General features: G+C 28.2%; 25 protein-coding genes and 1 other annotated feature. Of the genes, 1 reads left to right on the plus strand and 24 read right to left on the minus strand.

Annotation, left to right across the window (positions count from 1 at the left end; all coding sequences use genetic code 11):
- Positions 1-18 precede the first annotated feature (18 nt).
- From pknB to dapF, 14 genes are all read right to left on the minus strand, one after another.
- Positions 19-1926 (minus strand): Stk1 family PASTA domain-containing Ser/Thr kinase, encoded by a 1908-nt coding sequence (gene pknB / locus BLP75_RS11210; protein ID WP_092726128.1) that lies wholly within the window; start codon positions 1924-1926, stop codon positions 19-21.
- Positions 1927-1938: 12 nt separating this feature from the next.
- A complete protein-coding gene (locus tag BLP75_RS11215) occupies positions 1939-2688 on the minus strand; it encodes a Stp1/IreP family PP2C-type Ser/Thr phosphatase (protein WP_092726129.1) in 750 nt (249 codons plus the stop codon).
- A 17-nt stretch (positions 2689-2705) separates the two neighbouring features.
- Positions 2706-3737: a dual-specificity RNA methyltransferase RlmN gene (gene rlmN / locus BLP75_RS11220; RefSeq protein WP_092726130.1), complete on the minus strand. Its 1032-nt coding sequence runs from the start codon at positions 3735-3737 to the stop codon at positions 2706-2708.
- 7 nt (positions 3738-3744) lie between these two features.
- On the minus strand, positions 3745-5070 hold the full coding sequence (rsmB, locus tag BLP75_RS11225) for a 16S rRNA (cytosine(967)-C(5))-methyltransferase RsmB (RefSeq protein ID WP_092726132.1): 1326 nt from the start codon (positions 5068-5070) through the stop codon (positions 3745-3747).
- A gap of 60 nt (positions 5071-5130) precedes the next feature.
- Positions 5131-5829 carry a zinc metallopeptidase gene (locus BLP75_RS11230; RefSeq protein WP_092726133.1) on the minus strand — a complete coding sequence of 233 codons (699 nt, stop codon included), beginning with the start codon at positions 5827-5829 and terminating at the stop codon, positions 5131-5133.
- Positions 5830-5924: 95 nt separating this feature from the next.
- Positions 5925-6668 (minus strand): DUF116 domain-containing protein, encoded by a 744-nt coding sequence (locus BLP75_RS11235; RefSeq protein ID WP_092726134.1) that lies wholly within the window; start codon positions 6666-6668, stop codon positions 5925-5927.
- A gap of 8 nt (positions 6669-6676) precedes the next feature.
- On the minus strand, positions 6677-7606 hold the full coding sequence (gene fmt / locus BLP75_RS11240; RefSeq protein WP_092726136.1) for a methionyl-tRNA formyltransferase: 930 nt from the start codon (positions 7604-7606) through the stop codon (positions 6677-6679).
- A gap of 14 nt (positions 7607-7620) precedes the next feature.
- On the minus strand, positions 7621-8061 hold the full coding sequence (gene def / locus BLP75_RS11245; RefSeq protein WP_092726138.1) for a peptide deformylase: 441 nt from the start codon (positions 8059-8061) through the stop codon (positions 7621-7623).
- 19 nt (positions 8062-8080) lie between these two features.
- On the minus strand, positions 8081-10570 hold the full coding sequence (gene priA / locus BLP75_RS11250; protein ID WP_092726140.1) for a primosomal protein N': 2490 nt from the start codon (positions 10568-10570) through the stop codon (positions 8081-8083).
- Positions 10571-10712: 142 nt separating this feature from the next.
- Complete coding sequence (gene coaBC, locus BLP75_RS11255; protein ID WP_092726141.1) at positions 10713-11912, minus strand: bifunctional phosphopantothenoylcysteine decarboxylase/phosphopantothenate--cysteine ligase CoaBC; 1200 nt, start codon at positions 11910-11912, stop codon at positions 10713-10715.
- Between the two features lie 5 nt (positions 11913-11917).
- A complete protein-coding gene (gene rpoZ / locus BLP75_RS11260) occupies positions 11918-12184 on the minus strand; it encodes a DNA-directed RNA polymerase subunit omega (RefSeq protein ID WP_092726142.1) in 267 nt (88 codons plus the stop codon).
- Position 12185: 1 nt separating this feature from the next.
- On the minus strand, positions 12186-12803 hold the full coding sequence (gene gmk, locus BLP75_RS11265; RefSeq protein ID WP_092726144.1) for a guanylate kinase: 618 nt from the start codon (positions 12801-12803) through the stop codon (positions 12186-12188).
- Between the two features lie 71 nt (positions 12804-12874).
- Positions 12875-13756 (minus strand): YicC/YloC family endoribonuclease, encoded by an 882-nt coding sequence (locus BLP75_RS11270; protein WP_092726145.1) that lies wholly within the window; start codon positions 13754-13756, stop codon positions 12875-12877.
- A 5-nt stretch (positions 13757-13761) separates the two neighbouring features.
- Positions 13762-14595, minus strand: a complete 834-nt coding sequence (gene dapF, locus BLP75_RS11275) for a diaminopimelate epimerase (protein WP_092726147.1) — start codon at positions 14593-14595, stop codon at positions 13762-13764.
- 190 nt (positions 14596-14785) lie between these two features.
- Between dapF and BLP75_RS11280 the strand changes: the two genes are divergently transcribed.
- A complete protein-coding gene (locus BLP75_RS11280; RefSeq protein WP_092726149.1) occupies positions 14786-16558 on the plus strand; it encodes an Rqc2 family fibronectin-binding protein in 1773 nt (590 codons plus the stop codon).
- A 46-nt stretch (positions 16559-16604) separates the two neighbouring features.
- On the opposite strand, the gene BLP75_RS11285 is transcribed toward BLP75_RS11280, so the two are convergent.
- From BLP75_RS11285 to BLP75_RS11330, 10 genes are all read right to left on the minus strand, one after another.
- The gene (locus tag BLP75_RS11285) at positions 16605-17624 is read right to left on the minus strand and encodes a BMP family lipoprotein (RefSeq protein WP_092726151.1); all 1020 of its coding nucleotides are present in this window, start codon (positions 17622-17624) and stop codon (positions 16605-16607) included.
- Between the two features lie 313 nt (positions 17625-17937).
- Positions 17938-19185, minus strand: coding sequence for a uracil-xanthine permease family protein (locus tag BLP75_RS11290; protein WP_092726153.1), 1248 nt, complete (start codon positions 19183-19185; stop codon positions 17938-17940).
- Between the two features lie 102 nt (positions 19186-19287).
- A complete protein-coding gene (gene pyrR, locus BLP75_RS11295) occupies positions 19288-19821 on the minus strand; it encodes a bifunctional pyr operon transcriptional regulator/uracil phosphoribosyltransferase PyrR (protein WP_092726154.1) in 534 nt (177 codons plus the stop codon).
- 241 nt (positions 19822-20062) lie between these two features.
- On the minus strand, positions 20063-20974 hold the full coding sequence (locus BLP75_RS11300; protein ID WP_092726156.1) for an RluA family pseudouridine synthase: 912 nt from the start codon (positions 20972-20974) through the stop codon (positions 20063-20065).
- Positions 20974-21426, minus strand: a complete 453-nt coding sequence (gene lspA / locus BLP75_RS11305) for a signal peptidase II (RefSeq protein WP_092726157.1) — start codon at positions 21424-21426, stop codon at positions 20974-20976. The genes BLP75_RS11300 and lspA overlap by 1 nt, the downstream gene beginning before the upstream one ends.
- Before the next feature lie 66 nt (positions 21427-21492).
- Entirely contained in the window at positions 21493-22269 is a 777-nt protein-coding gene (locus tag BLP75_RS11310) for a polysaccharide deacetylase family protein (protein WP_092726158.1), read from the minus strand.
- A gap of 24 nt (positions 22270-22293) precedes the next feature.
- Positions 22294-22794 (minus strand): TraR/DksA C4-type zinc finger protein, encoded by a 501-nt coding sequence (locus BLP75_RS11315; protein WP_092726160.1) that lies wholly within the window; start codon positions 22792-22794, stop codon positions 22294-22296.
- Between the two features lie 17 nt (positions 22795-22811).
- A complete protein-coding gene (locus tag BLP75_RS11320) occupies positions 22812-23195 on the minus strand; it encodes a DUF5665 domain-containing protein (RefSeq protein WP_154029573.1) in 384 nt (127 codons plus the stop codon).
- 154 nt (positions 23196-23349) lie between these two features.
- Positions 23350-24360, minus strand: a complete 1011-nt coding sequence (gene trpS, locus BLP75_RS11325; RefSeq protein WP_092726162.1) for a tryptophan--tRNA ligase — start codon at positions 24358-24360, stop codon at positions 23350-23352.
- Positions 24361-24373: 13 nt separating this feature from the next.
- The gene (locus tag BLP75_RS11330) at positions 24374-25072 is read right to left on the minus strand and encodes a 5'-methylthioadenosine/adenosylhomocysteine nucleosidase (RefSeq protein ID WP_092726164.1); all 699 of its coding nucleotides are present in this window, start codon (positions 25070-25072) and stop codon (positions 24374-24376) included.
- A gap of 46 nt (positions 25073-25118) precedes the next feature.
- Positions 25119-25348 (minus strand) — a binding site (T-box leader).
- Positions 25349-25802 lie beyond the last annotated feature (454 nt).

Here is a 25802-nt window from a genome sequence, read left to right on the forward strand (position 1 = left end):
TTTACTGTTTAATTTCATTTACTCTGTTTCTGAACCATCAGTTGCAGGGGGATGAGGAGTTACTGTACTTCCTCCACCTGTATTTTCATTGCCACCTTCTTCTGTACTTCCACCTGTAGATCCGCCATTATTTGATCCATTATTGCTTCCTGAACCGTTATTACTACCTGATCCTCCAGTATTATTTCCTGATCCACCATTATTGTGTGAACCATTATTATTTCCTGATCCATTATTATTTGATCCATTATCATTTCCACCAGGATTTGTAGGTAATGTTGGAGTCTCTGGAGTAGGAGTTACTTCTTCTTTCTTGTCCTCTTCTGGCTTTGGAGTTTCAACTGGCTTCGGACCTTTACTTATAACTACATCAATCTTATCGCCTTCTTCAACACTTCCTGATCCTGATTTTGGACTTTGACTTATAACTACACCCTGCTTAAAAGTATCGCTATACTCTTGTTTTATATTACCAAGTTTTAATTTATTTTCTTTAAGGATATTCTCAGCTTCTCCAAGAATCATGCCCACTATATTTGGTATTACACCTTCTTTTGCACCTTTACTTAGGTATATAGTTACTGTGTCTCCTTCTTGTAACTCTGTACCAGCTTTAGGAGTTTGATATATTACGCAATTTTCTTTTACATCTGCATTATATTCTTCTCTTATCTCAACCTTTAAATTTAAATCTGATAATTTCTTTTGAGCGTCATCTAAATATTCGTTTGAAACATCTGGAACAGTAACAGTCTGCTGTTGTTCAGAACTTTTTCCAAATAAATATTGACCTGCAAATTTAGTTGCTAAATAAACTTGTGTTCCTAATATCAACACTAAAACAACTGCAGCTACTACTAGAAGTTTTTTAGCTAAAGGGCTATCTTCTTTACGCTGCTTATTTTTCTTATTTTTCTTTTTATCCTTTTTGAATCTAGGTTTTTCTTCTAATTCTTCAGAGTATTCATCATCTTCATATTCATCTTCATACTCGTCTTCATCAAAGTCTTGTAATGGAGGACTCATTTTCATAGATTTATTTAAATCTTTTTCATCTATCTTTTGAGTAGCATAATTATCATATTCTTTTATAAAATCTAAATCTATATTTTTTTCAATATACTCAATATCCTCTATTAATTCTTCTGCACTTTGATATCTATTAACTGTAGACTTTTCAGTTAGCTTTTTAATTATAGTTCTTACACTTTGTGGTATATTTATTTTTTCATCCTGAGTAAATTCAATTTCATCATTTATATGCTGAAGTGCTATTGATATAGGACTATCACCTCTAAACGGTACTTTTCCAATTAACATTTCATATAACACTATACCTAAAGAATAAAGGTCTGCATTGCTAGTTACATACTTCCCTTTTGCTTGTTCAGGAGAAAAATAATGTACTGAACCTATTATACTTCCTATATTAGTCATAGTAGAATTCGAGACAGCTTTTGCTATACCAAAGTCTGCAACCTTAACTATTCTTCCTTCATTTGATATAAGAATATTATGAGGCTTTATATCTCTATGAACAATGCCTTTTTTATGAGCTGCACTAAGAGCCATAGCTATTTGTTTAGCTATGTCTAAAGCAGTATACTCATCTAAAGTTCCTTCATTTTGTATTATTTCTTTTAGATTTTGGCCATCTATAAATTCCATAACTATATAATGTACTCTTCCATCTTCACCTACATCATATACATTAACAATGTTAGGGTGCGAGAGGCTGGCAACAGCTTCTGCTTCCCTTTTAAATTTGCTTAAGAATTCTTCATCATCTACAAATTCAGGTCTTAAAACTTTAACTGCTACAGTTCTGTTTAATAACCTATCCTTAGCTTCATATACAAAAGCCATACCTCCATCACCAATTTTTCTGATGATTTCATATCTATTTCCTAAAACAGTCTCTCCCACTTTATCACCATCCTACTTATCTTCTACTAAAATAACCGAAATATTATCTTTTCCAGCTATATCATTAGCTTCATCTATTAATTCTTGAGCTAATAATTCTACAGATTCTCTTTTCTCTACTATTTCTTTTATAGTTTTATCATCTACAAATCCTGTTAATCCATCGCTTGCTAAAAGAACTTTATCACCTTTATCTATTTTATACTTAAATATATCAACAATTACCATCTCATCTGTTCCCATAGCTCTAGTTATATGATTTCTCCTTGGATGGTTCTTTGCTTCTTCTTCTGTTATAATATGAGCTCGTACAAGTTCTTCTACTACAGAATGGTCTATCGTTACTTTAGAAAACTCATATCTGCTTAATAAATAACATCTACTATCTCCCACATTCGCTACATATAAATTATTTTTATATAATATAGCAGTTGTCAATGTAGTTCCCATGCCTTCAAATTCTTCACTACTTTTAGATTTCTCATAAATAATAGAATTAACATTGTTGTAAGCTTGTTTTATTATATCGTCTACATAATCTATTTTTATGTTGTTATGTTGCAATAAATTCTCTTTTAAAAAACATATTATATTTTCTACCGCTAACTTACTTGCTACTTCACCTTTTTTATGACCACCCATTCCATCAGCTAAAGCAAATATTCCGATAGAACCAAAATCTGTTTGTACAATTTCCCCCTTACAGTAGTCTTCGTTATTTTTTCTAACTTTTCCTATATCGGAGGCACAACTATAAATCATACGACTTCCCCCTTAAGCTACTTATGTTTTCTTCTTAGTTGTCCACAAGCTCCACCTATATCAGATCCCATGGATATTCTAACTGTAGCTGGTATATTATTTTTTTCTAGTATATCTCTAAACTTGTATATATGAGATTTATCTGGTCTTTCAAAATCTCTTTCCTCTACATTATTTATAGGAATTAAATTTACATGACATAAAATTCCTTTTAATAAGCTTACAAGTTTCATAGCTTCTTTTTCCGAGTCATTGACACCTCTTATTAAAGAGTATTCAAATGTTACTCTTCTATTGGTTTTTCTAATATAATACTTACATGCATCTAGTATATCTTCTATCGGATATGCATTAGCTATAGGCATAATTTCTTTTCTTTTATCATCGTAAGGTGAATGTAGAGATAGTGCTAAGTTTATAGGTATCTCTAAATCAGCTAATTCCCTCATTTTATTTGCTATTCCACATGTTGATAAAGTTATATGTCTATATCCAATATTTAGTCCATTTTTATCATTAACAACTCTTAAAAACTGCTTAGTATTTTCAAAATTATCTAGAGGTTCTCCACTTCCCATCAAAACAAGATTAGATACTCTTTTGCCTGTATCTTCTTGTATTTTTAATACTTGATCTAAAATTTCCCATGGTTCTAAGTTTCTTATTAATCCATCTAAGGTTGATGCACAAAACTTGCATCCCATTCTACATCCAACTTGATTAGATATACAAACTGTAACTCTATCTTCATAATCCATCATTACAGTCTCTATTATATTACCATCATTTAATAAAAATAAATACTTTTTAGTTTTATCTACTTTTGATTCTAATTTTAATTCTATTTCTATGTTCCCAATATAAGATACTTCATCCAACTTTTCTCTTAAATTTTTTGGTATATTATTCATATCGTCAAAAGTTTTAGCACCTCTATAAATCCATGAATAAATTTGACTACCTCTAAATGGTTTTTCACCAATAGTCTTCATAAATTCTTTAAGTTCTGCTTCTGTAAAGTTTTTTAATGCTACCTTATTTTGATTCATATTATCACTACCTTACTCTTCTTAATTTTGATATAAAGAATCCATCCATACCATGGATATTAGGATAAATCTTTAAATAACCTTTATCTTGGTTATCTAAATCAATATTTATTTCATTTATTGGTACTAATTCAAAATTATCATATTCATTTATAAACTTTTCTATTACTTCTATATTTTCTTTATCTTGAATTGTGCATGTACTATAAATTAGTGTTCCACCTATTTTAACATATTTTGAAGCATTTTCTAATATAGTATATTGTATTTTAGGTAAATCTTTTAAATCTGCTTTTTCTTTGTACTTTATCTCAGGCTTTCTTCTTATAATCCCTAATCCAGAACATGGAACATCTGTAAGTACATAGTCAAATTTATCTAAACTCTCTGTGTCTATCTGAGATGCATCAAAATTTTCAACATCAACATTAGCTAAACCTAATCTATTTACTGTATCATTTATAAGTTTTAACTTATGTTCAAATACATCTCTAGCTACAACTTTTCCAGTATTATTCATTAAGGTTGCCATATGGGTAGTTTTTCCACCTGGGGCACTACAAACATCTAAAACCATAGAATTTTCTTTTGGATTCATTACTTTTCCAACTACCATTGAACTTATATCTTGAATAGTAAATAAACCTTGCTTAAATAACTCATTATTTTCTATATTTTTAAGATTTTCAACTTTTATAGCTTCCTCTATTGTATTTACTTTAGATGCCTTTATGCCTTGCTCTTGAAGTCTATTTATAAGTTCATCTCTACTTATTTTGATTGTATTTACTCTTAAATAAAGATTTGGTTTTTCACTATTTGCTTCAAGTAAATCTTGTGTAAATTCTTTGCCAAAGTTTTTAGTCCAGTCTTTTATTATCCAAGGGCTATAAGAGTACTTAGTAGCTATATCCATTATTTCATTTCCTGTATTTATATCTAATACTTCATCTTTATTTCTAATCACATTTCTTAAAATTGCATTAACAAATCCTGATGATCTTTTATCATATTTTTTTACTAAATTTACAGTTTCATTAACTGCAGCATATTCTGATATACTATCTAAAAATGCAATTTGATAAATTCCCATCCTCAGCAATATTTTAACATAAGTTGATAATTTTTGCGTCTTTATCTTTGAAAGTTTATTTATAATATAATCTAAATAATATTGATTTTCTATTACTCCATATATTAATTCTGTAGCAAGACCTCTATCTTGATTAGCTATGTCTAAATTTTTAAAATGTTTATTGATTGCTATGTTAGAATAGTTGTTATTATCTTCTATATCACATAATACCTTAAATGCTATTTCTCTTGCTTTCATTATTTTTCTCCTTATCTTTTTACACAGAAAAAGTCCTAGAAACCCCTAGGACAATCTCTTCTAATCATTATCTCTATTAGCTATAGCTAATAATCTTAGTAATTGAAGTACTGAAGTAAGTGCCGCTGCCACATATGTTAATGCTGCTGCTGTAAGTACTTGTCTGCTTTGACCAGCTTCTTTCCCATCTACAATACCTAAATTAGTCATTTGAACTATTGCTCTATTTGAAGCATTAAATTCAACTGGTAATGTTACTATTTGGAATAATACTGATACAGCAAATAATAATATACCTATCTGTAAAAGTGGTCCTCTAAACATAAATCCTAAAAAAATCAAAAACCAAGACATGTTAGATGCAAAATTTACAACAGGTACTAGTGCACTTCTAAAATTAAGAGGTGCATATCCTTTTGCATGTTGAATAGCATGACCACATTCATGAGCTGCAACAGCTATAGAAGTTATTGAAGTTCCGTAATACACATCCTGAGATAATCTTACTACATTACTTCTAGGATCATAATGGTCACTTAATCTACCTCTTACCATCTCTATTGAAACTTTATATAATCCATTTGAATCTAGTATTTTTCTAGCTACTTGCTCACCTGTATATCCTCTACTTGAATTCACTCTAAAGTACCTACTAGTAGTAGATGTAACCTTAAATTGAGCATACATTGTAAATAATATAGCAGGTAATAATATTATAAGTGTTGGATCAAATCCAAATCCATAGTATGGTGAATACATAAACACCCTCCTATCCAAATAAACTTTATAATATAAAGTTTATTATAATATAATTTTTGTATTATTAATATAGTTATATATAATATAAAGCAATATTAATTATTCTTATTTCCTACGAAAAAATTTATTGCTTCTTCTACTTCTTTTATATCTATACTTGTATCTACACAAGGTCCATTTGGTCTTTTATTAAATACACCTAAAACAGGTATTTTTTTTACATCCTGTACACCTGCAGTTAAATCTCTTTCACAGGCTACTGCTATAACAGCTTTAGGTCTATTATCTATTATTATCTTTCTAGCTAAAGTTCCACCTGTTGCAACAAAAACTTTTACATTTGTTTTATGTTGTAGTTGAACTAATTCTCCAACATTACACAATCCACATTTGGCACAATTATTAATATCATTTGTAACCTTTAATTTACAGCTGTTTTTTTGTACGCAATGAGGAATAAGTATAAGTATATCTTCAGGTTTTATATTATATTTATTACTATAAATATATTGGTTATTTAACTTAACATATACCTTTCTAATTTCATTCTTAGATATTCCTATTAAGTTAGCTACTAAAGTTATCACCGGGAATAAAACACTTACTATGTTAAAATTAATTTTCATTGCCCATGAACTTACTTTTTTATCCTTAATTACTTTATTTGTAACTATTATTGAAAATATTATAGCTAAAGCTATAAAAATTATTATGATGTCAATAATCACTGCAAATAAATGCGTTAAATTAGATATGAAAAGATTAATAGCTGCACCACCAATTATAAGTATCCCTAAAAGTATACTTATAGCTGCCATATACTTTTTTGAATCTATCATATTTTCACCTAACCTAAAACTATATTAGCTTCTATATTATTTCCTTTTATATATTCTGATACCGCTACTCTTTTTTTACCCGGCATTTGTATTTCTTCTATTAATATTATACCATCGCTTGTACTTACTCTTATACCATCTTTATCTACATTAAGTATAGTTCCTGGTAATTTATCAGTTTTTTCTTCTAATACCTTAGTCTTCCATACCTTCATAGTCTTGTCGTCATATATTGTATAAGCACTTGGCCATGGATTTACACCTCTTACTAAATTATGTATTTCCTTAGCACTTTTGCTCCACTCAATATTCCCCAATGACTTACTCATCATAGGTGCATAAGAAAACTCATCATGATTTTGCTTTTCTCTAGGAGCACATCCTTTTTCTATTAAATCTAATGTTTCTTTTAGAGTTTGAGCTCCTATTACCATCATTTTGTCATGTAATTCTCCAGCTGTAATTTCATCATCAAGTTCAAATTCTGTTTTTAATATCATATCTCCAGTATCTAAACCTTCATCCATATACATAGTTGTTACACCTGTTTTTGATTCTCCATTTATTATTACCCAATTTATAGGAGCTGCACCTCTGTATTTAGGTAATAATGAAACATGAACATTTATACATCCAAGTTTAGGTATCTCTAGTATTTCTTTAGGAAGTATTTGTCCAAAAGCTACAACTACTATAACATCTGGATTTATCTCTTTTAATATATTCACAAAACTTTCGTCTCTAGCCTTAACAGGTTGATACACTGGTATATCATATTTTAATGCTAACTCTTTTACAGGAGGCATTCCTAATTTTTTACCTCTGTTTTGTGGTTTATCAGGCTGAGTTACTACACCTAAAATTTCATGTTTTTCATCTATTATTTTTTGTAAACACCCTGTTGCTATTTCAGGTGTTCCCATAAATACTATTTTCATTTAATCAGCTCCTATTACTTTTCTATTTTATCTACGAATAATACACCCTCTAAGTGATCTATTTCATGACAGAAAGCTCTAGCTAATAATTCTTCTCCTTCTATCTCAAATAATTGTCCTTTTCTGTTAAACGCTCTAACCTTAACTACATATGGTCTTCTTACTTCTCCAGATTCTCCTAAAACACTTAGACATCCTTCATCTCCTATTTGTTCTCCTGATGTTTCTATTATTTCAGGGTTTATAAGTTCTATTATTCCATCTCCTATATCTATAACTACAACCCTTTTTAAAACTCCAACTTGTGGTGCAGCAAGACCTACACCATCTGCTTGATACATTGTTTCTGCCATATCATCTAATAATTGTATTAACTTATCATCTATTTTTTCTACTACTTTAGATTTCTTTCTTAATACTGGTTCTCCTATTTGAACTATTTCTCTTAATGCCATTGTGTTCTCCTCCTACATTTTATAATACATTATTCGGGTTAATATCTATTGATACATTAACATCCTTATTAAATACAACATCTCTTTTTGTTATACATATATACTTTATTATACCTTTTAATAAATTTATTTCAATATTATCATCTTTAAATAATATCTGCCATCTGTAATTTTGATTAATTTTTGATATAGAGCAAGGATTTGGCCCTAATATAAATTCAAAGTTATTTATACCCCTATTTTGTAAAAGATAAATAATTGAATCATACATATTTTGAGCATTTTGTTTTACTAAATTTTCATTTGCTCCACTTATAACTACACTTATCATATTATTAAAAGGAGCATATCCAAATACCTTTCTTATCTTTATCTCATCATCAAAAAATCCTTCATAGTCATAATTAATAGCTCTTCTTATAGCATAATGATCAGTGTCATATGTCTGTAATATTACAATTCCTTCTTTGTCAGACCTTCCGGCTCTTCCTGATACTTGAGTTACTAATTGAAATGTAGTTTCAAAACTTTTAAAATCTGGAAAATTTAATATCATATCTGCAGATAATATGCCTACTAAAGTTACATTTTCAAAATCCAATCCCTTACTTAGCATCTGTGTTCCTATCAATACTTGAGCTTCTTGGTTTTTAAACTTATTTAAAATTTCTTCTAGGCTACCTTTTTTAGATGTTGTATCCTTGTCCATCCTAAGTACTTTTATATCTTCGAAAATATCTTTTAGCTCTTCTTCTATTTTTTGAGTACCTACACCAAAAGGCTTAACATATGTGCTACCACAATCAGGGCATTCCTTAGGTATTTCTTTTTCATATCCACAATAGTGGCATCTACCTACATTATTTCGTTTATGATAAGTTAATGAAATATCACAATTATCACACTGGAATACATATCCACACTTTCTACAAGAGACAAAACTTGCATATCCTCTTCTATTTAAAAATAGTATTACCTGATTTTTATTTTTAATCGCTTCTTTTATTTCCTGTTGCAATCTAAAACTAAATATACTTTTATTTCCAACATTTAGTTCGTTTTTCATATCTACGACTTCAATTTTTGGAAGTGGTTTTTTATTTGCTCTTGATTTAATTTCAATTAATTTATATTCATCTTGTTTTGCTTTATAATATTCATCTATAGATGGTGTTGCCGAACCTAAAACTAATGAAACATCCTTTTTTAAAGCCATATATTTTGCAACTTCTATAGCACTAAATTTAGGATTTTTTTCTGACTTATATGATGTTTCATGAAACTCATCTATTATAATTACACCTAAACTATTAAATGGTGCAAATAAGGCTGATCTAGCACCTATTAAAATCCTTACTTTTCCGGCCTTTATAGCTTTGTAAACATCATGCTTTTGTCCTTCTGAAAGCTGACTATGAAATACTCCAACAATATCACCAAACCTATTTTTAAACCTATCTATAGTTTGAGGTGTAAGTGCTATCTCAGGAACTAGAACAATACTATCTAAGCCTTGATTTAATGCATAATCTATAACTTCCATATAAACTTCTGTTTTTCCACTACCTGTTACACCATGTATCATATACGGTTTTTTGTTTTCATCAAACATTTCAGAAGTTATTTTATTTATAGCATATCGTTGTTCTTCATTTAAATTTATTTCTTTGTAGCTTGATGTATATATACTTTCAGGATTCCTATAATAATCTTCTAGCCTTAATGTGATGAGTTTTTTATCATGAAGTGATGTTATACTTTTCTTAGATACATTTAAAATTTCCATTGCATCATTTATTTCTACATCTTTATTATATTTCAAAAAATTAATAATTTCTTTTTGTTTGCTACCTAGATTTATTTTATTTGCTTTTACGTATTCATCAATCTCTTCATCTTCCATAGTTAAAGCCAAGTAACAAACTTTTTTTTCATTTTTGTGATCTTTATACTCCCAATGTAAACTTATTATATTATTTTTATTCATTCTATCTAGTATGTTGTTTATATTAGGAATAAATTTAAGTTTTTCAACTTTTACTTTACCTTTATTTTTTTCAATAAGTTCAATAACTTGTTGATACTTTTCATCTAAATTAATAATAAATTCTTTTAATTGAGTATCATTTAATTTTTTTAAATCATCGCTTATTGTTGCTACTTTATAATTATTTAATTTATATCCTTTGGGATATATTAAATTTATACAATCTATGTATGTACATAAATATCTATTTTTCATCCACTTTACTAAATCTAGTTCTTCACTTCTAAAAATAGGTTCCTCATCTAGTACATCAACAATCTCTTTTGTTTTTATATCCTCTTCTAAATAATTTATTATTTCAAATACAAATGCTTCAACTGGCTTATTTCCTCTTCCAAATGGAACTAAAACTCTATGCCCTTCTTTTAATTCTTCAATTAAAAATTCAGGAACTTTATATGTAAATAAGTTATCTGTATGCACTGTATTGCTTCTAACTACTACTTTTGCATATCTATCCATTATCGTAACCTCGATTTTTAAAGCTGATTTATTCTTTATTTTGAAGTATTTCCTATTTGACTATGAATTACTCTAAAATAAACTTCATTAAGATTTTAACTATTTGATTTAATAAAAAGTAAGCATCTATTTTAATAGATGCTTACTTTTTAATTAGTTCATTGACTTTATCTAAAATTACATTTGCTACTTCATCTTTAGTCATTTTTGGATATTCTGTTATATGACCTTCTTTGTCTATAATTTTAACTATATTAGTGTCCACGCCAAAGCCTGCACCTTCTTTAGTTAAATCATTTGCTACTATAAAATCTAAATTTTTCTTTTGAACTTTACCTTTAGCATTTTCTGTAAGGTCATTAGTTTCAGCTGCAAATCCAACTAATATCTTATCTTTTTTTATTTTACCTATTTCATATGCAATATCTTTATTTCTGTCTAATTCAATAGATAAATCATCATCCGTCTTTTTTATTTTTTTATCAGAATAGTTTTTAGGCTTATAATCCGCTACTGCTGCACTTTTTATTATAACTTGATTTTCATCCATATTATTAAGTACCGCATTGTACATATCTTCAGCACTTTCAATTCTGATAAGTTTTTTTAGATTTTGTGGTGGTGTTAAGTTTGTAGGCCCTGATATTAAAGTAACTTCAGCTCCTCTTTTTATAGCTTGAGCTGCTATGGAATATCCCATTTTCCCAGTTGATCTATTACTTATAAATCTCATTGGATCTATGCTCTCCATAGTTGGTCCTGCTGTTACTATTATATTGTTACCTTTTAAATCTTGATTTTGAGTTAGTAAATTTACAACTTCATTAACTATAGTTTCTGGAGTTGCTAATTTACCCTTTCCAGTATCTCCGCAAGCTAATCTTCCACTTTCAGGCTCAACAAAATTATATCCTAATTCTTTTAATATACTTATGTTTCTTTGAACAATAGGATTTTCATACATGTTAGTATTCATAGCAGGTGCTATTAATACTTTTCCTTTAGTAGCCATAACTGTTGTTGTAAGCATATCGTCAGCTATACCATTAGCTATTTTTCCTATTACATTTGCAGTTGCTGGTGCTATTAAAAATACATCTGCTTTCTTTGCTAAAGATATATGTTCTACATCCCAAGTTTTAGGGTCTTCAAACATGTCACAAACTACATAGTTTTGACTTAATGATTGAAACGATAAAGGTGCTACAAATTCTGTTGCAGACTTTGTCATTATAACATTAACATTTACACCTAGTTTTCTTAATCTACTTATTACATCTAAACATTTGTATACAGCTATTCCACCACTTACACCTATTACAACAGTCTTATCCTTAAGCATGAGAATTACTCCTGTTCTATAGTTTTTTGTTGTTCTTCGTGATGTCTAGCTTCCTCTACATCTATTTCTTCTTGAGTTAATAATCTATAAGTTATTTTTCCATCAGCAACTTCTTGAGTAGCTAAACTAACTGGCTTAGTTTCTTGCTTTTTATTGTAAATATAAAGTTCTGAACCGTCTATTATTTCTCTTGCTCTCTTTGCAACAGTCCCAACTAAATAGTATCTGTTGTCTATTCTGTCTAATACTTCATTGATTGATGGTTTTAACATATTATAATTCCTCCTTGAATTTTGCTATTATATTATTTTTATATCTGCTAACTTTATTTTTTTCAGATAATATTATACTTTCAACTTCTTTAGATGATTTTGATACATCTTCATTTACTACAAAATAATCATAGTTAACAATTTGATTTATTTCTTCAAATGCACAACTAAATCTTTTAGCTATTTCTTCTTCTGTTTCTGTTCCTCTTCCAACTATTCTATTTTTTAATTCATTTAAAGATGGCGGTAATACAAATATAAATACACCTTCTGGATAGACTTCTTTTATTTGTCTAGCTCCTTGCATTTCTATCTCTAATATTACATCTTGCCCATTTTCTAGACATTCTATTATAGCAGCTTTTGGAGTTCCATAAAAGTTATCATATATTTGTGCATACTCTAGGAATTCTCCATTTTTTATCATACTTTGGAATTTTTCTTTTTCTAAGAAGAAATAATTAACTCCATCAACTTCACCATTTCTTGGTTTTCTAGTAGTTGCCGATACAGATAATTTTATTTGATCATTTTGTTTTAATAGTTCTTTACATATTGTACCCTTTCCAGCTCCTGATGGACCTGATACAACTAATAATAGCCCTTTTCTCTTAAGCATTATTATCTTCCTTTCTCAATATACAAGTGTTTATCAATGAAATCTATTTATATAGTTTTTGATATTCAATATTATTCTATGTTTTGGATTTGTTCTCTTATTTTTTCTAATTCAGACTTAACTTCAACTACTAAGTTTGTTATATTTAAATCTGACGATTTTGAACCGATTGTATTTGTTTCTCTATTCATTTCTTGAATTAAAAAGTCTATTTTTCTACCTATTGATTCATTTTTAACCACAGTGTTTTTAAGTTGTTCTATATGACTTTTAAATCTTACTATTTCCTCTGTTATACTGCTCTTGTCTGCATATATAGCAACTTCCTGTGCTAATCTATTTTCATCTACTAAACTTGGATTTTCTAGTATTTCACTTATTCTTACGTTTAATTTTTCTTTATAGTCAATAACAACATTATATGAGTATTTTTCAATTTCTTCAATATAATTTTTAAGAAGGTCACATCTCATTATAACATCTTCTGCCAATTTTTTACCTTCTTCACTTCTCATTTCTTTTAATTTTATTAAAGCTTCTTCTAAAGCACTCTTTAACATAGACCATAAAAGATCTTCATCTTCTTCTTTTTCTTCACTTCTTACTACATCAGGGAATTTTGCAACATTCATTACACTTATATCATCTACTAGATCAAATTTATCTTTTATTTGTTTTAGTATTCCTACATATTGACTAGCTAATACTTCATCAAACTTTAGATTTACATCTTCATTCCCTAATACTTCTAACTTTATATATAAGTCTACTCTTCCTCTTTTTACATAGTCTTTTATTAAGTTTCTTGATTTATCTTCTAAAAAAGATATCTTTCTAGGTAAACGAATATTTATGTCTGCGTATTTATGATTTATAGTTTTACATTCAACTAAAAAATTATAATTATCATTTTTATATTCGCCTCTACCAAAGCCAGTCATACTTATAGCCATATTTATTATACCTCCAAAAGTCCTTCGCATATTTTTATAGACGGTCCTGTCATATAAACAAAATCCTCTTCTATATCTATTTTTACACTTCCACCTTGTGATGTTACATTTACATTTTTATCAGTTTTTCCTAGATAGTTAGATATTATAGCTGAAGCTGTCATACCTGTACCACATCCTAAAGTATACCCACAACCTCTTTCCCAAGTATCAACAAATATATTGTTTTTATCTTGTATTTTTACAAAATTAACATTTGTTCCTTCAGGAAAAATATTATGCTTTTCTATTAAGCTTCCATATTTTTTTATTTCGCATAAACTCATCTCATCTATGAAAATTACTGTATGTGGTACTCCCATTAATATTGAACTTATTTCAAATTTTTTCTCATCAAAATTTAGTATCTCTTTTATAAATATTGGTTTCTTTGAAATTACAGGAATGTCTTCACATGAAAATTTTCCATTTCCCATGTTTACTTTTATTGTTTCAATTTTATTATTTTTTAAGTTGATTTTAATGTTTTTAATTCCATCTAATGTTTCTACATAAAAATTATTTTTATCAACTATATTATTGTCATAAACAAATTTAACAAAACATCTCAAACCATTTCCACACATTGATGCTATAGATCCATCAGAATTATAATATAACATTTTTATATCTGCTTTGTCTGATTTTTTTACTATTAAAAGGCCATCCGCTCCGACTGAAAATCTCCTATGACATACCTTTTTAGCTAAGTCAGAATAATATTTTAAGTCATTATTATTAAATCTTTGGTCAATTGCAATAAAATCATTACCTATTCCATGTAACTTCCAAAACTTCATAATATCGCCCCTTTTAAATTTTAAATCTCTAACTTAATATTATACAATATATTGCTTAGAAAAGGAAATTATATAATATATAATTTAATTTTTTTTTGTATATGTATTAATACTTAACCCTATTCACAATATAGATATTATGTGTAATAATTAACTTAAAATGATTTCGTCTAAGAAAGGAGCGATTATTATGGCTTTAGATGGTTTAGTTATACATTCAATTGTAGATGAACTGCACTCAAAATTATTAGGTGGTAAAATAGATAAAGTTTATCAACCTGAAAACGATGAAGTAGTTTTACATATAAGAAATAATAAACAAAATTTTAAACTAGTACTAAGTGCTAGTGCCTCTAATCCTAGAGTTTATTTAGCTAATGATTATAAAAAGGAGAATCCTATTAACGCACCTATGTTTTGCATGTTGTTTAGAAAACATATTCAAGGTGGAAATATAGTAAACATATCTCAAGTAGGTTTTGAAAGAATTATAAAGATAAGTGTAGAGTCTTTTGACGAACTAAAGGAAAAAACTACAAAGGATATAATAGTAGAAATTATGGGACGACATAGTAATATCATACTTACTCATTCTTTAGACAATAAAATCATAGATTCGGCTAAAAGAATTCCACCTAGCATAAGTAGAGTTCGTCAATTATTGCCAGGTTTAACCTATGATTTGCCACCAGAGCAAAACAAATTAAACCCTCTTAATGATATTTCTTTACAAGACTTTACAAATACATTAAAAGATTTTCAAGGAAATATTTTTAAGTCGATTTATTCTAAATTTTTAGGAATTAGTCCAATTATTGCCAAGGAAATTTGTTTTAGAGCTAAAGTCGATGAAAAAACTGATACTATAGATTGTTCTGATGAAATATTTAATTTAATATATATAGAGTTTTTAAATCTATTTAAAAATATTAAATCAAATAATTATACACCTTGTATGTTTATTGATGAAAGTATAGATAGAGTAATTGACTTTAGTTGTGTTAATATAAATCTTTTTAGCACATTATCATCTGTAAAAGATGATAGCATGTCTAAAATATTAGAGGATTACTACAAAACAAAAGATATTAAGGATAGAATTCACCAACGTTCTTCTGATTTAAGAAAAAGTATTTCTATTAAGCTAGATAGACTTTATAATAAGTTAAAAAAACAAAATGAAGAATTACTTGAATCTGAAAACGCTGACTCATATAAAGTTTCTGGTGAGCTTATTACATCTTATATATACATGATAGAAAAAGGGATGGAAAGTGTAGAAGTTGATAATTTTTATGACCCTGAATACAAGAGTGTAAAAATTAAATTAAATAAAAACCTAACACCTTCTGAAAATGCACAAAAGTATTTTAAAAAGTATACTAAAATGAAAACTGCAAAAGTAGAAATAAATAATCAAATAAAAATTAGCGAAGAAGAAATTCATTACTTAGAAAATATTCTTTTAAGTATCGAAAACTGTGAAAATTTAGCTGAATTATTAGATATTAGAGAAGAATTAGGGAAAGTTGGATATTTAAAATCTCAAAATAAATCAAAAAAAGAAACTAAACTTACCACTAAACCTCATGAATTTTTAAGTTCTGATGGATTTAAAATATTAGTTGGTAAAAATAACAAACAAAACGATCACTTAACATTAAAAGTTGCTGACAATAACGATATATGGCTTCATACGAAAAATATACCTGGATCTCACGTTATAATAAAGTGTGAAGGAAAAGAAGTATCTGATGAAACTTTATTTGAAGGAGCTATGCTTGCTGCTTATTTCAGTAAGTCAAAAATGTCAGCTCAAGTACCTGTTGATTATACAAAGAAAAAAAATATTAAAAAGCCTAATGGTGCAAAACCAGGTATGGTAATATATGAAACTAATAATACTATTTATGTAACTCCTACAGAAGAGTTAGTTGCTAAATTAAAAGTAAAGGTAAATTAAACTCAAAAAAACTCTTAATTAAATTTAATTAAGAGTTTTTTATTATCTATTTAGTTAATTGTTTATACTCAGCTTCATTCTTTGGAACTTTTATTTCCCCATTTTTTACTTTTTCAGATTCTTTTTCTACTATTTTCATTACATTTTCTGGTATATGTTTACCTGAATTATCAGCCATTCCAACTGCACCTTCTTTTAATCCATATACTTTTTCAACTCCACCTTTATATTTACCTTCAACTAATTCTTTAGCTAAATCGTAAGATGCTACATTTAATTTTTTTATAGCAGATGTTATTACATTCTCTGGTGCTAAATCACTTTGATCTCTATCAGCACCTATAGCTAATTTATTATTCTCTTTTGCTGCTTCTATAGCTCCCGTTCCTGCATCTCCAGCAGCAGATAATATTAAGTCTACATTTCCTGCATACATTTGCTTAGCAATTGATTTCCCTTTAGCTTGATCACTAAATGAATTAGCATATTGCTCACTTATTTTTACATCTTTATTTGCAGATTCTACTCCATATTTAAACCCATATTGATACTTAACAACTCCTGGAGCTGGTAATCCGCCTATGAATCCAACATTTTTGGTTTTAGTCATATTCGCTGCTATTACACCTGCTAAATATGCAGCTTCTTGTTCTTTGAAAGTTACTGGTACTACATTTTCTGGTATTTTATCGTATGTTTCATCCATTAAGGCAAACTTTTGGTCTGGATAACTTCCAGCAGCATCCTTTATAGAGTCTTTTAACTGATATCCAACGCCTATTATTAAATCCATATCTTCATCTACTAATGTTTCTATATTTTGTATGTAATCTGATTCTTGTTTAGATTCTAAATACTTTACATGTATTCCAAAATCTTTCTCAGCTTTTTTTAATCCTTCCCATGTAGATTGATTGAAAGATTGGTCATTTATACTACCCTCACCTAGTACAATACCTACAGAAAGCTTATCTGCACTTTCTTCCTTTTTTGATGAGCATCCTGTTAATAATGATGCCGATAATACTACTGATGCAGTTACTGCCATTAATTTTTTAAACTTCATAATTTTCCTCCTATTATGTCATTTATGAACTTTAATTCCAGTTTATTTTTTTTCGTTCGTGACAAATTCTTATTTTACAAGAAATTTTTAAATCTGTCTAGGGTTTTTTATTTAAAAATTAGTCTTATTAAATTTTCCCCTTATATTCAATATTTATTCGAAAACACTTTGGAAAAATTTTACTATACTTTATTCAGTTAAATTTATTAATATTTATTGATTTATACTTTATATAAATTAATTTTAAAATAAACTGGAGCAGGAATAAATTAATTTATTGAATAAAAAAAAGACTTATAAATATAAGTCTTTTTTATACTGTTCTTGTCTGAGCTTTTATAGATTGATTAGTTTTTTCTTCTGCTTTGAAATCTTGATTATTAAGTACTCTATTTAATACAATCCCAACTATAGCAGCTAGGCTTAATCCTGTTATAGTAACTGTTTTTGTTATAGGTATTCCTATAACAATTCCTTTATTACTTAGATATGTTGTTCCTAACCCGATTACCATTATTGTAGCTATTATAATTATATTATTTTTATGTTCAATACAGTTACTATCTTTAACTGTTTTAAATCCTACAAAAGTTATCATAGAGAATAATAATATGCTTATTCCTCCCATAACTGCACCTGGTATACTTTGTAAGAAACCTCCAAATTTACCTATACACGCAAGACATATTGCAAGCACGGCTGTGCGTCTAAGTAGTGATGGATCATAATTTTTAGTTATAGCAAGTACTGCTGTATTTTCTCCATACGTAGTATTTGCTGGACCACCTAAAAAACCAGCTACTATTGTTGCTAATCCATCCCCTAACAATGTTCTATTTAATCCTGGATTTTCTATGAAATTTTTACCTACAACAGCTCCATTTGTAGTCATATCACCTATATGCTCCATAAATACAGCTATAACTACCGGCGCTACTATTACTATTGCTTGTAAATTAAACTTTGGTAATGTAAATTTCGGAATTTCAAATAAGCTTGCTTGAGCTATCGTATTTATATCAACTAACCCTAACGATAATGATACTAAATACCCTACTATTACTGCTACTAAAATTCCTATTTGCTTTATAAATCCTCTACCAAATTTATTTATACAAAGTGCTATTGATAATGTTATTAGTGCAACTACTATATTTCCTGATGCCATATCAAATGCAGTTGGTAATAGGTTTAATCCTATAACACCTATCATTGCTCCTGTTACTTGAGCAGGGAAATACTTTTTAATTTTATCTACACCTACTATTTTCACAACAAATGACATTAGTACATATAAAATACCTGCTACCACTATACCACCTTGTGCATATGCTAAATCTCCATTAAAAGCTTCTTTAGCTGCTAATATTACTGGAATAAATGCGAAACTTGATCCTAAGAATACTGGGACTTTTCCTTCTGTACAGAAGTGGAATATTAGTGTTCCTAGCCCAGCGCAAAATATTGCTACTGAAGGGTTAAATCCTGTTAGTATTGGAACTAAAACCGTAGCTCCAAACATAGCTAATAAGTGTTGTAAAGACATTACTGTTTTCTTCATAAAAAACCTCCCAAATTTTTATTTAGGGAGAAATAATTCTCCCTTTTTCAGTCTCTCTGTACTGAATTAAAAGGTACTATAAATTCTTTATAGTGTATGTGTTTATTCGTTTATTGTTACTGAATCTTCTTCATCAGTTTCTGATAACTTAACTGATATTATCTCATGTTTAGATGTTGGAACATTTTTACCTACATAATCTGCTCTTATAGGTAATTCTCTATGGCCTCTATCAACTAATACCGCAAGTTGTATTGCCTTTGGTCTTCCTATATCCATTATAGCATCTAGTGCTCCTCTTACAGTTCTTCCTGTATATAAAACATCATCTACTAGTATTACTATTTTATCATTTATATCAAAATCAATATTTGATCCATTTAATACTGGATCTATATTTATTTGTTTTAAATCATCTCTATATAAAGTTATATCAACTTCTCCTGTATTTACATTACTACCTTCTATTTGCTCTATTTTATTAGATATTCTATTGGCTATAGGAACTCCTCTAGTCTTTATTCCTACTAGTACTATATCGTCTATACCTTTGTTTTTTTCTATTATTTCATGACTTACCCTTGTTATAGCTCTCGCTATTGCTTTTTCATCCATTAATTGGGCCTTTTCTCTCATGCTTGACCTCCTAGTGTATTTAAAATTATTTTAATTTTTACATGGTAATATGAAAAGCTTCTTATCATAAGACAAGAAGCTATAATATACTTACTTTATTTAGGTTAGCCTTAAACAAAACAAACTAGTTTATGTTTTAGCTTTCCTAATGCTTTTGCCTTATGATATCTCTGTATCAATTAAAGGTACTATTATTTTATATTGTTTATATTATATATTTATATTTTATTTTTTGCAATACTTATTTTAACTTATTGATAATATCCTTAAAATAATTAGGCAGTTCTGAGTCAAATTCTATATATTCATTTTTAGATGGATGTATAAATCCTAATTTCTTAGCATGTAATGTTTGCCCATTTGTTTTAAATTTATTATTTTTAGGTCCATACACTGGATCTCCTAGTAAAGGATGGTTTATAGATAGTGCATGAACTCTTATTTGATGTGTTCTACCTGTTTCTAGTCTAGCTCTCATGTGAGTAAAATTCTCAAATCTTTGAACTACTTCAAAATGAGTTACTGCATTTTTACCTCCAGGTACTACTGCCATTTTTAATCTATCTTTAGGATTTCTTCCTATAGGTTTATTTACTGTTATCTTATCCTCTTTAACTACACCATGACATATAAATTCATATTCTCTTGTTATTGAATGGTCTTTTAATTGTTCTGCTAAGCTATTATGAGAATTATTATTTTTTGCTATCATAAGTAAACCTGATGTATCTTTATCAATTCTATGAACTATGCCTGGTCTAATAACACCATTTATAGAAGATAATTTATCTTTGCAATGATATATAATTGCATTAACTAACGTATTTTCATAATTTCCTGGTGCAGGATGTACTACCATATCCTGTGGTTTATTTATAATTAATATATCCGTATCTTCATAAACTATATCTATAGGGATATCTTGTGGTAAAACTTCTAATAACTTCGGTGCTGGAATTTCTATTATCACCTTATCATCTTCTTTTACCAAATATTTTGCTTTTTCTTCTTTTCCATTAACTTTTACTTTTTTGTCTTTAATAATTTTTTGAATATAGCTTCTTGACATATCTCCAAGTTGTGATGATAGATAAACATCTAATCTATCTCCCTCTTCGTCCTCAAGAACTAAAAATTCTCTTATTTCGTCCATTACTTCACCTGCTTTTCTTCATCAAAAAATATTATATATGCACATAGCATTATTGTTCCTAACACTACAAAAACATCAGCTACATTAAATACATACTCCCATATAAATCTAAAATCAAAATAATCTACTACAAAGCCTAATCTGACTCTGTCTATTAAGTTGCCTATAGCACCCGATATTATAAGTATAATACCCGCTCTTCCTAATATATTAACCTTCTTAGTATGTAAGTAATACAATCCAAAAACTGATGCAGCTAACGCAACTATTATAAATATAGTTTGATTATTTTGCAACATCCCAAATGCTGCTCCTCTATTTTCTACATATGTAAGATGAAATACATTTTGTATTATAGGTATGCTTCCAATTTCTTTTAGAGCTTTTAATGCCCATACTTTAGACAACTGATCTATTCCTATTAGTAAAATTATTATTAACTCATATAACAATATATTTTCCTCCCAACTATTTATATATTACTATTATACAAAAAAAAGCTTCCTAATTGGAAGCTGTTATTTCTTATTTTGTGTAGGATGATCTTTATCTATATGATCAATTAACTGTGATACAGTTACAAATTTGTATCCCATTTCTTTTAATCTAGGTATGACAACATCTAAAGCTTGTATAGTTTGTGATTTAGAATTTCTTAAATTATTATAATCATGTAATAAAACTATATTACCATTTTCAACTTTAGAAGTTATTGTGTTAACAATATAATAAACACCTGGATTTGACCAATCTCTTGGATCTAAATTAGACCATAGAATAATATTCATATCTTTTGATTTTACGATACTACACATATCTTTGCTAATAGCTCTGTATGGTGGTCTAAATAGCTTTGGCTCTTTTCCTATAACATTTTTAATAGCTTTTTGTGTATCATTTATTTCTTTATCAATTTCTGCATAACCTCTTTTTGAAACATTAATATGCGTAAAAGTATGATTTCCAATTTCATGACCTTCTTCATATTCTCGTTTTAAGAGTTCAGGGTTCCAACCCACTTTTTCTCCTACAACAAAAAAAGTAGCTTTTACATCATATTTCTTTAATATATCTAATATTTGAGGGGTAAAATCCTCATCTGGTCCATCATCAAAAGTTAAAGCTATCATTTTTTCATCATCATTGCCTTTTTTTATAATAATATCCTCATAATCATTTACTATATCTTCTTTTAAATTTAAAGTTTCTTTAGTTTGGCTATCTTCTTTGCTATACGAGTATAGACCTATTACCATAAGTAACAATGCTGATACTACATATAATATTTTTTTCATTTAGAACAACCTCTTCTCTTATTATCAGTCTCTATCAGATTCATCGTTAGGCATTTTATTCATTTCATTTAACTGTAATAAAACATCATCATAGAAACTAGAACCTCTATTTATAAGATTTTGATTTTCATATCTACTTGTAAGGTGTTTATCTGGTTGGTTTTTCGCACAGCAACTGCATAAATTAGTTTCTGGAAGTATATCTAGTCTATCTTCATCTATATGTTTATGACACTCTTCACATATTCCATAAGTTCCATTTTCTATTTTGTATAAAGCATTTTCTATATCATTTAATTTTCCTTGCTCATGTATCGTCAAACTATTTTGCATATCTTGCATAAAAGTTTCAGTTCCCATATCAGCTAAATGATTATCATAACTTGATAGTTCAGAAGTAGTATATTTTTCACTAGTATGCTCTTTTGTATCTCCAAATAAAGTATTATCTTGCATTTCTTCTATTAAGTTTGTTAACTTTTTCTTCTCATTTAATAATTCATTTTTATATTTGTTTATATTCATATCTATTTTCCTCCTCATTATTTTCTATATTGATCTACAATATTTAGTAATTTTGCTATATATTCTCCTATTACAGGTAAATCAATCCAACTACCTAATAAGTAAAACACTACACCTGCTAAAAAAGAAAAACCTATAGCTTGCCCAAATCCTTTTCCCAGTCCAGCTACAAAATTTATTAAAAAGAGCCTTCTCTTGCTATCAGTTAACATCATATATTCTCTAATACGGCTTCTTTCTATAGTAAGCATTAATCTTTCTAAATAACGCCTTATCAACCCCAAATCTTCTGCAGTTCTATCACATAGATTAAATTCATTCATAGCTTTATCAAGATCTTTCATGCTTATTGGATTTTGTTGATCTAAATTATTGTCCTCTCTATGCTTAATATGTATCACATCCTTTTATAAGGCACTTTTCATATAAATATTATGTGAAGTTTTACTTATAAAAATACAAAAGGATTATACCTAAATTAAAAACCTTAATTTTGGTATAATCCTTTCAATTCTAAATATTAACTTTTTTATTTAAATTTAATATATATGTTAACTATCTAGGTAAGTATTTTCTTTCTATTAATCCAACTTTTTTATATACTTTTCTTAAAGTCTTTCTTGCTTGTCTTTCAGCTTTATCTGCACCAATTGCATATACTTGTTCTAAATAATCCTTGTTATTTAATAAATCATTATATTTTTCTCTTATTGGTCTTAGTGACTCTACTATAACTTCTGCAACATCTTCTTTAAATACACCATATCCTTTACCTTCATACATAGAAAGTAATTCTTCTATACTTTTGTTTCCAAGTTGAGAATATATTTCTAATAAATTCTTTATACCAGGTTGCTCATCAGTATAATTTATAATACCTAATGAATCTGTTACACTTCTTTTTATTTTTCTTCTTATAGTATCCGCATCATCTGCTAATAAAATAAATGCATTTTCATTTTCATCTGATTTACTCATCTTTTTAGTAGGTTCTTGTAAACTCATTACTCTACCAACTTCTTTTGGTATGAATGGTTCTGGAACTTTAAATGTAGGTGAGTATCTATTATTAAATCTACTTGCCAAATCACGAGCTAATTCTAAATGTTGCTTTTGATCTTCTCCTACTGGTACTAAATCTGTTTGATATAAAAGTATATCAGCAGCCATAAGTACTGGATAAGTAAATAAACCTGCATTTAAATTAGCTTCACTTTTTTGTGATTTATCTTTAAACTGAGTCATTCTACTTAACTCACCCATATAAGTCATAGTATTTAATATCCACATAAGTTCAGTATGAGCACTTACATGAGACTGTATAAATATAGTATTTTTTTCTGGATCTAATCCACAAGCTAAATATTGAGCAAGTAATTGCATTGTATTAGCTCTTAAATCCTTAGCTTCTTGAGGTACTGTTATAGCATGTAAGTCAACTACGCTATAAAAACAATCGTACTCATCTTGAAGCTTAGTCCAATTTTGTATAGCTCCTAAATAATTACCTAATGTCATCTTTCCTGAAGGTTGTGCTCCACTAAATATAATTTTCTTTTCACTCATTATTTTCACGCTCCTATAATGATTTTAACATATTAACTACTATGTCTTTAGAATTATGAGCTGCATCTTGTACAAACTCTTCGTATACTACATCAGCTGTTCCATCAGCCTTATCTGACATTGCTCTTATTATTACAAAAGGAGTATTGTTTAATGAACAAACATGCGCAATAGCAGCTCCTTCCATTTCTCCACAATAAGCATTAAATTCTTTTACTAATTCATCTTTTAACTCTTTAGAACTTATGAATATATCACCTGAAACAACTCTTCCTTTAACAACTTTATGAGTTTTTGTTTCTTCTACTGATGATTTATATGCAGCCTCTACTAATCTTTCATCAGCTATAAATATTGAATTTTCCATTCTAGGAACTATACCTTTTTTGTACCCAAATACTGTAGCATCAAAATCATGTTGTATAGCATCTGTAGATATTACTATATCATATACACCTAAGTCTGAATGTAGCGCCCCTGCAACACCAGTATTTACTACTGCATCTACGTCAAATTCACTTATTAATATTTGTGCACATAAAGCCGAGTTAACTTTACCTATACCACATCTTACTAATACTATTTCTTTACCTTCTAATGTTCCTTTATAAAATTTTAAACTTGCCTTTTCTATAGTTTCTTCGATATTCATTAATTCTACTAATATATCTACTTCTTCATCCATTGCTCCTATTATACCTATTCTGTTCATAATTACCTCCTGTATATTTTGATATTAAAAAATCCGTCCTATTAAAACATAGGACGGATAAATTTTTCCGCGGTACCACCTAAATTGTATGTAAATTAATACATACCTCTTTCTACTGCTGTAACGTGCTTACACGATTAAGGCTATTTTGCTATAATTGCATTTCACCTAATTCCTCAAAGGTCCATTCACTAAAATCTCTACGTTAAACTCTCACCTACTTTAACTCTCTGTACTAAAGTTATCTTAGCTACTAATCCTTTTCACGGGATTTTTATATTATTTTATAAAAATATAATATGCTTTACATTAAAATTTGTCAACCTTACTTTTTTATAATTATTATAAACTTTTTAAAATTGAAAATACTTTAATTTAAGTAAAAATAAATTTATAATATTTTCACATAAAAAATTCACTTCGCTTATGCCACCAACGACTTCGTCCGTTGCGCAAAAAAATAAAAAGACTTTATTATAATAGCCTTTTTATCTTATAAAATATACTACTTATTATTAGTATACAAATTTAAAATTTCCGTATCAAATATTCCCCCGAATCCACTATATATATTTATGTGGACTATAACCTAATATCTAAAAATCTCTTTTATATATAAATCTTATCCCCTTTTTACTCTTTCATTATATACCTTTACAAAATCTATGTAAATGTTTTCTTGATTTTACAGAAAATTTAGTCTTATTTATTTTTCTACATTTTTATCACT

Source organism: Romboutsia lituseburensis DSM 797 (assembly GCF_900103615.1).
Lineage (GTDB): Bacteria > Bacillota > Clostridia > Peptostreptococcales > Peptostreptococcaceae > Romboutsia_F > Romboutsia_F lituseburensis.

Excerpts from the sequence above, each read along its gene's own strand:
- BLP75_RS11215 (WP_092726129.1), bottom strand. The coding sequence starts at position 2,688 with ATGATTTATAGTTGTGCCTCCGATATAGGAAAAGTTAGAAAAAATAAC.
- rlmN (WP_092726130.1), bottom strand. The coding sequence starts at position 3,737 with ATGAATCAAAATAAGGTAGCATTAAAAAACTTTACAGAAGCAGAACTT.
- rsmB (WP_092726132.1), bottom strand. The coding sequence starts at position 5,070 with ATGAAAGCAAGAGAAATAGCATTTAAGGTATTATGTGATATAGAAGAT.
- BLP75_RS11230 (WP_092726133.1), bottom strand. The coding sequence starts at position 5,829 with ATGTATTCACCATACTATGGATTTGGATTTGATCCAACACTTATAATA.
- BLP75_RS11235 (WP_092726134.1), bottom strand. The coding sequence starts at position 6,668 with ATGATAGATTCAAAAAAGTATATGGCAGCTATAAGTATACTTTTAGGG.
- fmt (WP_092726136.1), bottom strand. The coding sequence starts at position 7,606 with ATGAAAATAGTATTTATGGGAACACCTGAAATAGCAACAGGGTGTTTA.
- def (WP_092726138.1), bottom strand. The coding sequence starts at position 8,061 with ATGGCATTAAGAGAAATAGTTCAAATAGGAGAACCAGTATTAAGAAAG.
- priA (WP_092726140.1), bottom strand. The coding sequence starts at position 10,570 with ATGGATAGATATGCAAAAGTAGTAGTTAGAAGCAATACAGTGCATACA.
- coaBC (WP_092726141.1), bottom strand. The coding sequence starts at position 11,912 with ATGCTTAAGGATAAGACTGTTGTAATAGGTGTAAGTGGTGGAATAGCT.
- rpoZ (WP_092726142.1), bottom strand. The coding sequence starts at position 12,184 with ATGTTAAAACCATCAATCAATGAAGTATTAGACAGAATAGACAACAGA.
- gmk (WP_092726144.1), bottom strand. The coding sequence starts at position 12,803 with ATGCTTAAGAGAAAAGGGCTATTATTAGTTGTATCAGGTCCATCAGGA.
- BLP75_RS11270 (WP_092726145.1), bottom strand. The coding sequence starts at position 13,756 with ATGGCTATAAGTATGACTGGCTTTGGTAGAGGCGAATATAAAAATGAT.
- dapF (WP_092726147.1), bottom strand. The coding sequence starts at position 14,595 with ATGAAGTTTTGGAAGTTACATGGAATAGGTAATGATTTTATTGCAATT.
- BLP75_RS11280 (WP_092726149.1), top strand. The coding sequence starts at position 14,786 with ATGGCTTTAGATGGTTTAGTTATACATTCAATTGTAGATGAACTGCAC.
- BLP75_RS11285 (WP_092726151.1), bottom strand. The coding sequence starts at position 17,624 with ATGAAGTTTAAAAAATTAATGGCAGTAACTGCATCAGTAGTATTATCG.
- BLP75_RS11290 (WP_092726153.1), bottom strand. The coding sequence starts at position 19,185 with ATGAAGAAAACAGTAATGTCTTTACAACACTTATTAGCTATGTTTGGA.
- pyrR (WP_092726154.1), bottom strand. The coding sequence starts at position 19,821 with ATGAGAGAAAAGGCCCAATTAATGGATGAAAAAGCAATAGCGAGAGCT.
- BLP75_RS11300 (WP_092726156.1), bottom strand. The coding sequence starts at position 20,974 with ATGGACGAAATAAGAGAATTTTTAGTTCTTGAGGACGAAGAGGGAGAT.
- BLP75_RS11310 (WP_092726158.1), bottom strand. The coding sequence starts at position 22,269 with ATGAAAAAAATATTATATGTAGTATCAGCATTGTTACTTATGGTAATA.
- BLP75_RS11315 (WP_092726160.1), bottom strand. The coding sequence starts at position 22,794 with ATGAATATAAACAAATATAAAAATGAATTATTAAATGAGAAGAAAAAG.
- trpS (WP_092726162.1), bottom strand. The coding sequence starts at position 24,360 with ATGAGTGAAAAGAAAATTATATTTAGTGGAGCACAACCTTCAGGAAAG.
- BLP75_RS11330 (WP_092726164.1), bottom strand. The coding sequence starts at position 25,072 with ATGAACAGAATAGGTATAATAGGAGCAATGGATGAAGAAGTAGATATA.